We start from the raw sequence: 13,945 nt of genomic DNA, 5'->3' as shown, positions 1-13,945 counted from the left end.
GCTTATGAGATCTCATTCGCGAATTTTGAAGATAATGCAAAATCCTTTAGCTCATGCTCCTGAGCTGCCAGAAGAAAACCCTCACTATTTACGGGCGGTCACCCAGATGGGCGAGCGCAGGGAAGTGACTGCCAATCAGGATATTTTTACCCTTTCAGGCATTAAGTTACTCGTGAAAGATTCAAAAATTGCCGGAGAGCACTTTGATCTGCTCAACCGGCATAAATTGTCTGTTTCTCTGGATCAGTGTCTTTCTGTGCCGCACGCCGTCGATGGTGAGCAGCTGGCTCTCGAAGTGGGCAAAATTCTGTCGCAGGACTTGTTTATGGCGCGGATGGCGGCCAGGGCAGGGGGCGTACTGATGTGCAGGCAGGCATTAGCCCAGCTGGTTCTGCCTGCAGCAATTCAATTCAGGCTGACTGTTATGAAAGAGCAGCGGCCCAATTTATTTGAGCACGTGATACGGGTCAGTATCTGGGCTCATGTCCTGGCTCAGCAAACCAAGTTGCCAGAGATTTACCGAGATCAACTCATGCTGGCGGCTGTTTGCCATGATATGGGCGAGATGCACACCGATCCAGAGCTACTCACTTCGGGCCACTGCGTTACATTGATTGAGCGCTGCTATTTGCACGTGCATCCAATCACCAGTTACCTTGTTGTGAGTAAGGTTGATGATTTCTCCGGGATGGCGGCGCAAGCGATTTTGCATCACCACGAAAGACTGGATGGCAGTGGCTATCCTTATGGGCTGAGCAAAGAAAGAATTCACCCGCTTTCGCAGTATATTGCTGTTGCCGATACGGCGGACGCCATTTTGCGCCGTTTTGATTTACTGCGTTTACAGATTTCGTTTGCGCTGAATAAAACACGTTTTGATGCCCGGCTGATTAAGGCGCTCGGAGAGCTGGTGCATGAGCTGCCTTTTGATTCGCAATTAGCGTGTAAGGGGGATGGAGCCAGTTTGCAGCTACATCATATTGCCGATTTGCTGGAGGGCTGGCTGGCGCTGCACGCCATGTTAAGCGTGCAGGTGAGAGCGGGAGCTGAGCAAAACTCATCTATCGGATTTTTATTTGAACGCATGGATGGGGTGCATTCTTTAGTCTTACAAATGGGATTTAATCCTGATGATATTCACGGCATGCAAACTGTCGCTCAAAAAGATCCTAGTTTGCAGCTCGAGTTACAAACGATTCTGCATGAAATGGAGTGGATATTAAATGAAATGGCTAATGAAATAGAGCGGCGCTCGCCCTTATTGGACGGGATACCGCAAAATATATTTGATGATTTGGTTCAGCAACTGCGTGAAACGCTTACACCTTGAGGCAATTTAATTGCGATAGGCCCCCTATTGATCGGGCATTGTTGGCAGGGGGATTGTGTTCATTGAGGCTAAACAGATATGGGCTTATTTTTTGGCAGGTTAAAGGATTTGATTGTTAAAAGGCCCCATTATGGTGTCTGATCCACTCTCTCAACTTTCTGAATTACCGGAAGAGAATCCCCATTATATTCGTGCGGCTACACAAATGGGGGACCGCCGTGATGTGATCGCAGATCAGGATATCTTTGCGGAAAACGGTATGAAATTGTTTGCGAAAGGAGCCAAGATCAGCAGCCATCAATTTGATCTGTTAACCAAGCATAAATTATCGAGAGCGCTGGATCAGGTGCTTGCAACGGAGCGCTCGGTCGATGGTGGTATGTTGGCTTTTGAAGCCGGAAAAATAATAGAGCATGATTCGCTTATTGCCAGAATTGTGGCCCGGACTGGTGATCCGTTAGCGATTAAGCATCAGCTGGCCTGCCTGGTTTTACCATTGCCGATCCGGTTCAGACTGACTGTTATGCAAGATCAGCGGGCCGAGTTATTTGAGCATGCCCTTAGAAATTGCATCATTTCATTTGCTCTGGCCCAACAGTTGAAATTATCTGCCTCTGACAAGACAGCGCTAACGCTGGCAGCGTTATGCCATGATCTGGGTGAAATGCATACGGATCCCGAGCTGCTGACTTCCGGGCATAAAATTACCTCGCAAGAGCGCCGCTACATTCATGTGCATCCGATTACCAGTTATGTAGTGGTGCACACTTTTCCAGAATTCTCACTGGCAGCAGAGAATGCTATTTTGCAGCACCACGAGCGGCTAGATGGCAGTGGCTATCCTTACGGCTTGCGAAAACCTGCAATTAGCCGCCTGGCTCAGATTATTGCAATTGCAGATGTGGCAGATGCGGTGCTGCGTCGCTTTGATTTACAAAGGCTGGATGTGCTCTTTACCCTGTTACGATCCCGTTTTGATTCGCCTGCAGTAAAAGCCTTACGTGATTTATTGCACTCAACGGGCAGTGGAGAACATCACGCTGTGGTTGGTAAAGATACATCCCTGCAATTGGCGCATATTGCTGATTTTCTTCAGTCATGGCTGGCTTTACATGCCATGCTTGAAGGGCAAATGAAGGAAGGCGCAAGTGCTGATTCGCCTCTGGGTTTTTTATTTGAGCGCATGCAAAGTATCCGTGCACTGATTGTTCAGGCGGGCCTAAACCCGGATGATGTGCAGGCGATGCATACTTTTGGACAGAATGATCCGGAAATGCTGGCTGAATTGCAAGCCATGCTCAGTGAAATGGAGTGGATGCTTTATGATCTTGCCAATGAAATAGAGCGTCGTTCACCCGCGCTTGATGGGGTTTCACAAGAAGCGTTAAAAGATCTGATTTTTCATTTGCGGTAAACGTGAGCCTGGGTATTATTTAAGCTGCCGCCCGCTTCATAAACGATTTTTCCCAGGTTTTGTAAAGCCAGATCAATCTCAGGGCTAAATGGCCAGCCGCAATTGATACGGATGAAATGTTCAAATCGCTGCGAGCTAGAAAACATCAGGCCTGGCGCAATTAAAATTCCTTTTTGCAGCGCGGCATCAAATACCCGCTTGGATGACAGCTGCTCAGGTAATTCCACCCATAAAGCCAGCCCGCCATTGGGTACATTCAGCCGTGTTCCGGCAGGGAAATAACGGGCAATGGCCTCGGCGGTACGTTCTCTCTGGGTTTTGAGTGTGCTGCGAAGTTTGCGTAAATGCCGGTCATAAGCACTGGAGGCCATATATTCGGCTGCTGCGATTTGCGACCAAGCCTCGTTATCGCGGGTTTGCGCGTATTTCAGCATTTCGATGCGCGCCTGCCAGCGGCCACCACTCATCCAGCCCAAACGCATGCCAGGTGCCAGAATCTTATGCAGGGAGGCGCAATAGATCACGTTGCCGGTTTTATCCCGCGCTTTTAAGGCGAAGAGCGGAATCTCGTCGTTGATCAGCTCGCTATAGGTATCGTCTTCAATCAGCGGGATATGCTGAGCCTCGCAGAGTGCCACCAGCCGGTCTTTATGTGCCTCGGGCATGATGCTGCCCAGTGGATTTTGCAAATGCGGTACTACAACCACAGCCTTGATATTTTCGTAAGTCTGGCAGGCCAGCTCCAGGGCTTCGATAGAAATACCCGTTTGCGGGCTGGTAGGAATTTCAATCGCGCGCAGACCCAGGCTTTCCAGAACTTGCAGCAGACCGTAAAAAGTCGGCGATTCAACGGCAATGGTGTCGCCTGGCCGGGCCACCGCCCGCAGCGCCAGATTAAGCGCCTCAATACAGCCGTGGGTAATCAATATTTCATCCGCTGACATCAGCACGCCCATACGCATTGCCCGTTTGGCCAGTACGGCTCTGAGCGCCGGATGGCCCTTGTTGGGAGCGGCGCTGACAAATAGGTCGGGAGCGTGTTTTAAGGCCCGAATCGCCGCATTTTTAAGTGCTACACCGGGGTAAAGATCAGGCGAGCAGCGGGCTACCGAAAAATTATGCTTAATTGTCTGTTGCCTGCCTCGGGCAATAAAATCAGAAACACGGGCATTAATCCCTACATACTGTGCCGGATCGATCTCTAGCCGTGGTTCTGCCACTGGCCTAATACGCATTCTGGGGCGCACAAAATAGCCGGAGCGTGGCCTTGCCTCCAGATAGCCATCGGTTTCCAGCTGGCGGCATAGTTGCAAGGCGGTAGAGAGACTGATGCCGTGCAGGCACATCAGCACCCGCAGGGAGGGCATGCGTTCGCCGACTTTAAGTGTGCCAGCGACGATAGCGGCCAGATAGTGAGCTGCCCAGCGCTGGTAAAGGTAATCCATAAAGCCTCCGCCCATTGAAGGGGAATCATGCTGCAACAGCAGGTATTTACAAAGGTATAGATTGTCATAAACCATACCATAACAGATTAAAAAAACTGCTTCTGCTGCGTAGCAGACAGGTGTTTCTTGTCGCTGTTTTTACCCCTTGCCGGCATTTAAGATGATTTGCATTAAAACGGTGGGGTAGGGCGATGGAAAAGCAGCAGGTCTTGCATAAAGGCCAGGTGGCACGTGGCTATTTAAGGGCTGGCACACAGATTCTGGTACAGCGGGGCAGGTTGTTTATTCAGTACACGCCGCATTATATGGGAGCGTGTCTGCCTGCACAGACGCAAGTATTGCTTGAGGGGGAGCTTGAATTAACTGTGGAAGCGGGCTGGCTGAGTCTGACGGGCGATGGAGTAGAAATACTGATCATTGATCCAGTGCCTGCACGTTGTTGGATTTTGAAAATTCAAGAATTATTACCCGGTTTTAAAGGACTTAAAGCTTATAAAAAATCTTAAACCAGTTTTGTTTTTCTCCGTGAAACGCCGTATGCCCTGCGAGCTCCGTGTCTTAAGGTTTGGGTTTGGCCACCTTATCCCCGCGCGGCGGGAACAAGCCTGTGCACGCGCTGTGGACAAGTCAGGCAAGTCTTTGCTCTGGCAGGTTTTTTTTGTGTTGCCTAATTTTTAATCAGTATTTGCTGCTTATCCAAGAATTGATCCAGCAAGTCCGTGGATGGCTTGTGGATAAGCTAATTAAGTTGCTGTTTTCAGGGTGTTTTTTATGTCTGATTAAAAAGTAGGCAAAAAGAGCGTGCTATAATCGCGTTTTTTTACAATCTGTGCGCTGGCCACTTGCTTGGTTTGTGGCAGATGCTTAAAGAACGGATCAACATGAAAGCCCCAGAACTTCTCCTTCCCGCTGGTACTTTGGACAAAATGCGCGCCGCTTATGATTTCGGTGCAGATGCGGTCTATGCCGGCCAGCCACGCTATTCACTGCGTGCGCGTAATAATGAATTTAAGCTTGAGCAAATTGGCCAGGGAATTATCGAAGCCCATCAGCGGGGCAAGAAGTTTTTTGTGGCCAGCAATATTTTGCCGCATAACGCCAAGGTTAAGACTTACCTTGCCGATATGGAGCCGGTGATCGCCATGAAGCCCGATGCGCTGATTATGGCCGACCCGGGCCTGATTATGATGGTGCGGGAAAAATGGCCGGAGCAGGTGATTCATCTTTCGGTACAAGCTAATACGGTTAACTACGCTGCGGTGAAATTCTGGAAATCGATGGGTTTGGAGCGCGTTATTTTATCGCGCGAAATGAGCCTCGATGAAGTCGAAGAAATCCGCCAGCTTTGCCCAGATATGGAGCTGGAAGTCTTTGTGCACGGCGCCTTGTGCATCGCCTATTCTGGCCGTTGCCTCTTATCGGGTTACTTTAATCACCGTGATCCTAACCAGGGCACTTGCACCAACGCCTGTCGCTGGGATTACAAGATGAATGACACGGTGGAAGACGATGCCGGCGATGTTAAACCGCAGGTGATTCAGTTTGATTTTAATAAGGCCATGGTAGAGGCGAACCAAAGCTTTGCCGCCTGTGGTGGTGCAGAGCGCCATCCTTCTGCCGATAAAACTTATCTGATCGCAGAACAAAGCCGCCCGGATGAGCTGATGCCGATTATGGAAGACGAGCACGGCACTTATATTATGAATTCAAAAGATTTGCGTGCGGTGCAGCACATCGAGCGCCTGACCAAGATCGGTGTGGATTCGCTCAAAATCGAAGGCCGTACTAAATCGCTGTACTACGTAGCGCGTACGGCTCAGGTTTACCGCCAGGCCATCGATGATGCGGTGGCCGGGCGGCCGTTTAATCCGGCGCTGCTGGCTGATCTGGATGGCCTGGCTAACCGTGGTTACACCGATGGTTTTTATCAGCGCCATTACACCCATGAAGCACAGAACTATCTGGATGGGCATTCCAAATCCAAGCAAAGCCAGTTTGTGGGCGAGGTGCTGAGCGTGAATGGGGGCTGGGCGAATATTGAGGTTAAAAACCGTTTTGCTGTGGGCGATCAGTTAGAAATTATTCACCCAAGCGGCAACCGGATTATCATGCTGGCAGAAATGCGCGATAAGAGCGGCAACCCTTGCCAAGTGGCTGCGGGCAATGGTGTGAAAATCTCGATTCCTATGGAGGCAGGTTTTGAAAAGGCGCTGATTTCACGCCTGTTTACAGCGGAAGAAATGGTTGCAGAATAGGAGCCAGGGTGGGCCGCTTTGCACCGTTTTGCACAGGTGCAATGCGTGCTCATCCTATTATCAGCAGCGCCTCCAGCAGCTTGGGCTGTGATCATCGACCATGCCGCTGGCCTGCATAAAAGCGTAGCAGATGGTGGGGCCAACAAACTTAAAACCGCGTTTTTTTAAAGCTTTACTCATGGCTATGGATTCTGCTGTGGCAACGGGTGTGTCGCTGATATTAACCCAATGATTGACGATGGTTTTTCCATTGACAAAAGACCATAGAAAATCACTAAAGCGGCCTTCCTGTTTTAATTGCAGGTAGGCCGCAGCATTACCGATAAAGGCGGCCACTTTGGCGCGGTTGCGGATGATGCCGGCATCACTGAGCAGGCTGGCTACTTTTGCCGCATCGTATGCGGCTATTTTTTGTGCATCAAAGCCATCGAATACTTTGCGGTAATGCTCGCGTTTTTTTAAAACGGTGATCCAGGATAAGCCTGCCTGCGCGCCTTCCAGGCATAAGAGCTCGAAGAGCGCCTGATCATCAAAGAGCGGCTGCCCCCATTCCTGGTCATGATAATTCTGGTAAAGCGGATCGTCGCTGCACCAGGCGCAGCGGGTTAAATGACTTGTGGACATTGTGGCGGTTATCCCCTAAAAGGTGGTGCCGGTCTGTGGGTAAACTGTTAGTTTTTTAGCTAACTTATTGTATTTAATTGATAAAATAGATCTGACTGTTTTTTGTGCATTACAGCCTGCTGGTTCCTGTTTTGTAAAACTATGGGGGTAAGCCGGGGCGTTTCTTTAAGGCTGGAGCGCAATATTTAGCGTTTTTCCTATGCTGTTATTCCATTCTGCCACACAGTCTTTACCACAGCGCTCTACCCAGCGCTTGAGCACAACCTGTTTGACCATTTTGGCTAATCGGGCTTTGTCACTGCCGCTGGGGTTGATCAGCGTCATGGAGCCCTGCTTGCCGAGAGGGCAGTTTTTGCCCGTATTACAGGCCAGCCCAAGTGCCGTTTGTTTGTCGGCGGCCTGCCACAGATCATTGGCAAGCCGGTTAATGCCGGTTTCGATTATTTTCTGATCCAGAGGATCAATCTGGGCCCAGGAGGCTTGGTTAACGCCCAGCATGACCACACTCCAGCCCAGAGGCAAATTATAAATGTGCGTTGCAACCTGATAAAAACCGGCTGTATGCGCGGCTAAAGCCGAGGTAATCAGACAGTCGAGTTGTTTATCTTTCATTTTTTGATAAACCTGATCAAAAGGAATACTGAGCGTAATGGCGCCGTAGGCTTCAATCAGATCGCTGGTGGTACGCATGCTGACTCGCACTTTTTTTCCCTTTAGTCCCTCCAGATTTTTAATTGGTGCATTACACATCAGCAACTGTGCAGAATAAGGCCATATGGCGAGCATTTTGATGCCGTGTTTTTGCTCAAAATACTGCTTAAGTACCGGGCTATAGCTTTTTACCACGCGATGCTCCATTTCGCTGCTGATGGTTAGCCCGGCAAGATCCACGGCTTCAGCCCGTGGATCTTGTTCCGATATATACGACAAAATGGTGGTGCCAAAGTCGGTCATGCCCAGTTTCATTAAGCGCAGTATCTCAGTGCCTTTTAAGCCCACATCATTAAAAGCATTGAGGTTTACCTTGATTCTGCCTTCAGTGAGCTCAGGCAGCTGCTCGGTCCAAAATGGCTTTTCATAGTCTTTAAACTGACTGAGCATGCTCCATGAACCAATCACTTTTAATGGCGCGGGCGCAAATGCTTCTTCGGCCCAGAGGCGGCTGCTAAGTAAAAAAGCCAAGCAAAAACAGCGCAGCATGGCTCTGCCCTTAGCGTTGAAAAATGGGTGCAGCGGCACACTGGCTGTAATCACGAAGATGCGGATTTAGCGGTGCTTGGGAGGATGAGTGTAGCGGCTCCAGTGCATCGTCACCAAGGAGCTGCTGACAGGCATAGAGTGCCGAATCCAGTGCGCCCACAATCCATGTGTGATGAACACTTAAATGTTCACCGGCAAAGTAGATGTTTTGTTCGGGCTGGCGTGCGCTATTGAATAGTTGCCTAAATTGCCCAGGATAAAACATCGCATCACCTGTTGCCCATTCCGAAGGCCAGGCGACATCAAAGGACTCGATAAACTGTTCATGAATATCAACGGTATTCTGGTAAAGAGTTTGTAAGTCTCTGAGGGCTAAGCGCACACGCTCTTCCGGGCTTTGTGGCAGCCAGTTATAGGCGTCTGACATCCATGAATACAGCAATAGAACACCCGCACCGGCATCTCCCAGGCCATAAGAGGGATAAACACACCAGCGCATAGGCAGATCACTGCTTGATTGGCCGCCCATGGCCGCTTGTGGTAATTGCTCCCAGAAGCGGGTTTTGAAGCGCAGGCCAATTTTATATAAAGGCTCGAAATGCATTGTACGAATTGCCTGTGATTTAGTTGGTGACCATTGTGGGGTTGCCATCATGCGTAGTGCGGCCGGGGGCAGGGCAAGGATCACGTTATCAAAGGTATCAAATTCGCCCAAATCACCGTAATGAATCACAACACGGCCGTCTTGCAGGTTTTCAATTTGCCGTACCGGTGCATTCATTGTGATGGATTCGGCTCCGATGAGCGTTGCACAGGCATTGGGCAGCCTGTCCATACCGTTGGCGATGGTACTCCATTTCGCACCGGAAAAATCCATGCTTTCAATGACCATTTCAGTAAAACTACTCTGAAATTGATTGCTGGCTGAATTCATTACTTCCACATAGTTTACTTTTTCCATACTCCAGCCAGCGATTTCGGTCAGATAGGTATAGAGCGAGTAATTGTCATATTGCACAATTTTGGCAAAACCAAGGTCGAAATTAATAGCGAGCAAATCAAAAAAGGGTTGCAGTACTTCATCCAATAATTGAGATGCCGTTTTATTGCGGTCTTCAGGAGCGAGGTTAAAACCTAATACTTCCGGATGTTGATTAGCATAATCAAGTGTCATGGTGGTACCGCCAAAAGCACGTTTGCCATTGACGTACACTAAATTACCGCCCGGGTCGTATAAATTGTAGGGAATTAAATCAATTTTTGATTCGGGGGGTAATTGTTCGTTTAAATAATCAATCAGGTTAAATACTGGTTGTTGCTCTGGTGTTTGCGGCAGGCGCATGGCCCCGGCTTCAAAGTATTGATTAGGTTCCTGATTAAAGCGGTGGGTGTAAACACGCCCGCCCAGGCGCTCGGGATGTGCCTCAAATAGCCTGCAATCTATACCCCGGCTTTTGAGTAATAAAGCAGAGTAAAGCCCTGCCATGCCTGCACCGACAATGCCAACCCGGGTATTGGCAGGAAGGTTTTTTTTGGCTGATTGTTGTGGTGAATTGGCCTTTAACCATGATTCGTAAGCAGCTCGCAAGGATGCTGAGTTAGGTGGTATGCTCGAAAACATATAAGATGGGTTGGGCATGTAAGACTCCAGAAATGAATTGCGCATAAATCACCTTCATAGCGTATCTTTTGATGATTTTAAAATAAAAATTTAAATTTATTGTAAGATTTTGGAAATTTAAGTGAATGTTTATGGTTGGTATATTAATATCAATTGCAAGGTAGCAGACATTTATAATCTGTGGTTTAGCATATGATCACTGGCAGGCGGAGCAAGGGGGAATGCAAGAGCAAGAAGGTCGATTTCTAAAGTCAATTGCATTACGTTTGCGTTTGGCTTTTGGTGCTGTCGCAGCAACCACGTTGCTGGCTTCCGGAGCTGCGCTGTGGGTATTTCACTCGGTGGACAGCACCTATTCAATTGTTGCAAAGCAGAGTTTTCCAGCCTCGATTGCATCTGCCCGGCTGGAGGCCAGTAGTTTGGAGTTTTCATCTGCATTGGCGGGTCTTGCCAATGCCAACAGCATCACTACACGTAATAGTGCCTTCTCCAGAGTAAAGCTGGCTTTGGCGGATCTGCCCAGGCAAATTGATGCATTGATGGCAAGCCGCCCCAGCGAGGCTGGCAAATTATCCGAACTGGTTGTGGAATTATCAAAAAATGTGCCGTTAACTGGTGATCTGGTGAGCCAGCAGCTGCGCCTGGATGAGCGAAAAAATAATATTTTGCAGCAGGCTGGTGATATACAGCAGCACTTTTTACAGGCTGTTGACCCTATTTTGATGGCCAAGAATGCAGAATTATTGTCTGCAACGCGTAAGGCATCGGTTGCCGCCGGTGCGTCTGTACATTCACTTATTGATAATGAGTTTTCGGAGTTAAATGCATTACAACTAGCGCGTGCAGATGCATTTCGTCTGGCTGCAATTGCGGGAGAACAGGGAGAGATTTCCTTACGTAAGCGAAGCACGGGTTTTCTAGCGGGCATCCAAATTTATTTACAAAAGGCTAATCCGCTGGCACAGGCAGCAGGAAAAAATTTGGCAGCTAGCTTACAAGGGTCTTTAGCTAATCCCAGTAAAGAGGTGACGCATGCTGTTGCTGTTTTTGATGAAGTATTGGTGCCACTTATTAACCAAATCACTTTAAAAATGATTTCGCGCAGTGATCAGATTACTCTGGATTCAACCAATGCGGTGGTGGTTTTAGTTGCAGAGCAGGTCTCTTCACTAAGTGCAGTACAGCATTTTCGAGGTGATGTATTGTTGCTGGCCAGTTTGATTACTCAGGCCGCCAATGCCCAAAGTGTGATTCGTCTGGAGGAAATAGAAGATTCATTTATTAAGACGACAGAAAATGCAAATAATCTTTTAATTAAAATAAATCGTGGTGAAGATGTTAATAAATTAAAAAATGATCTTGATAGTTTGCTTGATCTGGCTGAAAAAGAAAATGGCGTTTTTTCGGTTAGTTTGAAAAGGATGAAATTAAATAATGAATTGCAACAACTTGTTGTAAAGAACAGAAATGCAACCCAATTGTTGCTTAATCAGGCGGAGCTGACAGGACAAAGGCTGAAGTATGAATTAAATGATGAAATGTTTATGCTCTCTCAGCGTTTGGAAAAAAGTGCATGGGTGCTGGCCGGTTTGGCTTTGTTTAGTTTGCTTATTTCATTTGGTATTGGCTCCATTTATATCAGAAGGAGAATTACTTCCAGGCTGGTTGTCTTATCTGAAAATATGCAGAATATTGCAAAGGGTCATTTTGATATTGATATTAATGTAGCAGGGCGGGATGAAATATCCATTATGGCACAGAGCCTACTTGTTTTCCGGGATGCCAGTATTTTACTTAGAACTCAATCTGAAGAGCTCATTATTTCACGAGATCAGGCAGAAGCTGCTTTGCAGGTAAAAGGTGATTTTTTGGCTAATATGAGTCATGAAATCAGAACACCTTTAACTGCTATTTTAGGTTATACCCATTTAATGCTTGATACTCCGCTGGCCAATAGACAGAAAGATTATCTTTCAAAAGTTCAGTCATCTGCTAATTTATTACTGGGTGTCATTAATGATATTTTGGATATATCAAAAATTGAGGCTGGGAAGCTGGAGCTAGAGGAATCCGAATTTAATTTGTATTCTTTATTAGAAAACCTGGCCGGTGTTGCAGCCATTCAGGCAGAAAATAAAAAATTATCACTTATTTATAGCGTTGATATGAATGTGCCTCAATGTTTTATGGGGGATTCTTTAAGACTTGGGCAAGTATTACTTAATTTAATTAATAATGCGATAAAATTTACTGATCAGGGGGAAGTTGAGCTTGCTGTTTTGTGTCAGCATGTAGAAGATGAAATTTGTGAACTTACCTTTAGTGTTTATGATACAGGGATAGGGATTGGTGAGGATGTATTGGCCCGCTTGTTCAGCCCGTTTACACAGGCTGATTCATCAACGACCCGGCGATTTGGTGGTTCTGGTTTGGGCTTGGCAATTAGTAAACAGCTGGCACATATTATGGGGGGAGATATAAGCGTTAAAAGTGAACAGGGCAAAGGATCAGTGTTTAATTTTACAGTTTGCTTAAATAAAATAAGCCAGCATGACTTAGTTATTCCTCAATATTCAGCTCGCCGTGTACTTATTGCAGATTCACATCCTGCAATACGGATTCAATTGCATTTATATCTGAAAAAAATGGGAATAATAGCGAATGATGCATGTTCGGTATTTGATGTTATATCGCAGGTGCAAAATAGCACTGAGCCTTTTGATCTGTTGATCATTGACGCTTCTTTGCTTGATAAAGCAAAACCTGAAACAATGGCAAAAATATGGGGTGGGCAGAAAGATATGGCAATTATTCTGCTTACTGCTATTTTAAGCCATGATGAGATAATGGAGCATTGGGGAGGAAGGGCTTTTGTTTATTCACTAAGTAAACCTATTATTGCTATTCAATTATATGAAGTTATTAATCGCAGTCTGGAGTTAAATCGCATTATTTTAAATAAAGATACCGGTTGTGCCGAAAAAAAGGAAGAGCCATTGCTTGGGGTCCGTATTTTGCTGGCTGAAGATACACTGTTATTAAGTGAGATGAGCGTTTCTTTGCTCTGCTCATTGGGGGCATCTGTGGAGGCAGTAGGAAATGGCAAGGATGTGCTTGAGCTTATTTTAAATCAGAAAAAGATATATGATGTAGTTTTAATGGATGTGCAAATGCCAGAAATGGATGGTATGGAAGCTACCCGTATTATTCGCACTCAATTATCGGTGACGCAATTACCAATTATTGCTTTAACCGCGCATGCGATGGAAGCTGAGCGCCGTCGCTGTCTGGAAGTTGGCATGAATGATCATTTAGCCAAACCTATTAATCCGCAGCACTTATTAAAAGTATTATTGCAGTGGACTAATAAGGTCAATCACTCGCCCCATCTGCTAGTTAAACCGGATGAAATCACGGCCCATTTGCCACAATTGCCCGGTTTAGGTTTGGAGAAAGCACTTGATCGTTTTGGTAGCCTTGCTTTACTTAAAAGAATGTTACCCCGCCTAGGCGAGCAATATATCAATTCGGCTGATCGTTTGCGCCAGCTGATAGCAGAAGGCCAGCTCCCCGAGGCAGAGCGTTTGGCGCATTCATTAAAAGGGGTCGCGGGAACTCTGGAGGCGGGAGAGGTTTATCAGATTGCGCAAAAAATTGAAGATCAGCTTCATATCGAGAATGTCTTTATCGAAGAGTTGATTTGTGAGCTGGATAGAGATTTAAAAAAAGTGGTTAATAGTATTAATGGCTGGTTAGCTGGGGAGGTTCAGTCTGTTTTGCAGGATGCTTCGGCTGATATTCAGCTATCTGTGGATAATCTGCAGGAATTAGATGAGTTACTTAGGTTAAGAAGTTTAAATGCACGTAAGTATTTTATGAAATTTCAGCAGGGCCTGGCATATTTGGATAAGGACAAGGCGATACAAATGGGTATGGCTTTAGATCAGTTGGATTATCAAAGAGCCAGAGAAACATTACAATCTATTGAAATAAAAAGAGATCTGGTCTGATTTAAATAGTGTTTGTGTTTTATATACATAAAATAAATCATTTTTT

The 13,945-nt window shown here is 46.7% G+C and carries 10 protein-coding genes; 5 read left to right on the top strand and 5 right to left on the bottom strand.

What is annotated here, in order from left to right:
• The first annotated feature begins 34 nt into the window (after positions 1-34).
• Both EJO50_RS09455 and EJO50_RS09450 read left to right on the top strand, forming a co-directional pair.
• Entirely contained in the window at positions 35-1,330 is a 1,296-nt protein-coding gene (locus EJO50_RS09455; protein WP_164521475.1) for an HD-GYP domain-containing protein, read from the top strand.
• A 112-nt stretch (positions 1,331-1,442) separates the two neighbouring features.
• The gene (locus EJO50_RS09450) at positions 1,443-2,744 is read left to right on the top strand and encodes an HD-GYP domain-containing protein (RefSeq protein WP_125973625.1); all 1,302 of its coding nucleotides are present in this window, start codon (positions 1,443-1,445) and stop codon (positions 2,742-2,744) included.
• Here the strand turns inward: EJO50_RS09450 and EJO50_RS09445 are convergent.
• Complete coding sequence (locus EJO50_RS09445; RefSeq protein WP_125973623.1) at positions 2,732-4,189, bottom strand: aminotransferase-like domain-containing protein; 1,458 nt, start codon at positions 4,187-4,189, stop codon at positions 2,732-2,734. The genes EJO50_RS09450 and EJO50_RS09445 overlap by 13 nt on opposite strands.
• A 191-nt stretch (positions 4,190-4,380) precedes the next feature.
• Between EJO50_RS09445 and EJO50_RS09440 the strand changes: the two genes are divergently transcribed.
• Entirely contained in the window at positions 4,381-4,695 is a 315-nt protein-coding gene (locus EJO50_RS09440; RefSeq protein WP_125973621.1) for a hypothetical protein, read from the top strand.
• 375 nt (positions 4,696-5,070) lie between these two features.
• Positions 5,071-6,444 (top strand): prephenate-dependent tRNA uridine(34) hydroxylase TrhP, encoded by a 1,374-nt coding sequence (trhP, locus tag EJO50_RS09435; RefSeq protein ID WP_125973619.1) that lies wholly within the window; start codon positions 5,071-5,073, stop codon positions 6,442-6,444.
• Between the two features lie 60 nt (positions 6,445-6,504).
• Here the strand turns inward: trhP and EJO50_RS09430 are convergent, their stop codons facing one another.
• The 4 genes from EJO50_RS09430 to EJO50_RS17160 form a co-directional block, all read right to left on the bottom strand.
• Positions 6,505-7,068, bottom strand: coding sequence for a DNA-3-methyladenine glycosylase I (locus tag EJO50_RS09430; RefSeq protein WP_125973617.1), 564 nt, complete (start codon positions 7,066-7,068; stop codon positions 6,505-6,507).
• A 165-nt stretch (positions 7,069-7,233) separates the two neighbouring features.
• Positions 7,234-8,268: a TRAP transporter substrate-binding protein gene (locus EJO50_RS09425; RefSeq protein WP_125973615.1), complete on the bottom strand. Its 1,035-nt coding sequence runs from the start codon at positions 8,266-8,268 to the stop codon at positions 7,234-7,236.
• Between the two features lie 10 nt (positions 8,269-8,278).
• Positions 8,279-9,907: a flavin monoamine oxidase family protein gene (locus tag EJO50_RS09420; protein ID WP_164521474.1), complete on the bottom strand. Its 1,629-nt coding sequence runs from the start codon at positions 9,905-9,907 to the stop codon at positions 8,279-8,281.
• Positions 9,908-10,241: 334 nt separating this feature from the next.
• A complete protein-coding gene (locus EJO50_RS17160; protein WP_164521473.1) occupies positions 10,242-10,457 on the bottom strand; it encodes a hypothetical protein in 216 nt (71 codons plus the stop codon).
• A gap of 412 nt (positions 10,458-10,869) precedes the next feature.
• On the opposite strand from EJO50_RS17160, the gene EJO50_RS09415 reads away from it, so the two are divergent.
• Positions 10,870-13,899 (top strand): hybrid sensor histidine kinase/response regulator, encoded by a 3,030-nt coding sequence (locus tag EJO50_RS09415; RefSeq protein ID WP_164521472.1) that lies wholly within the window; start codon positions 10,870-10,872, stop codon positions 13,897-13,899.
• The last annotated feature ends 46 nt before the right edge of the window (positions 13,900-13,945 follow it).

The sequence above is a fragment of the Iodobacter ciconiae genome (assembly GCF_003952345.1).
In the GTDB taxonomy this organism is placed as follows: domain Bacteria; phylum Pseudomonadota; class Gammaproteobacteria; order Burkholderiales; family Chitinibacteraceae; genus Iodobacter; species Iodobacter ciconiae.
The sequence above is the reverse complement of the archived record's forward strand: the minus strand, read 5'-3'. Positions and strand labels throughout refer to the sequence as shown.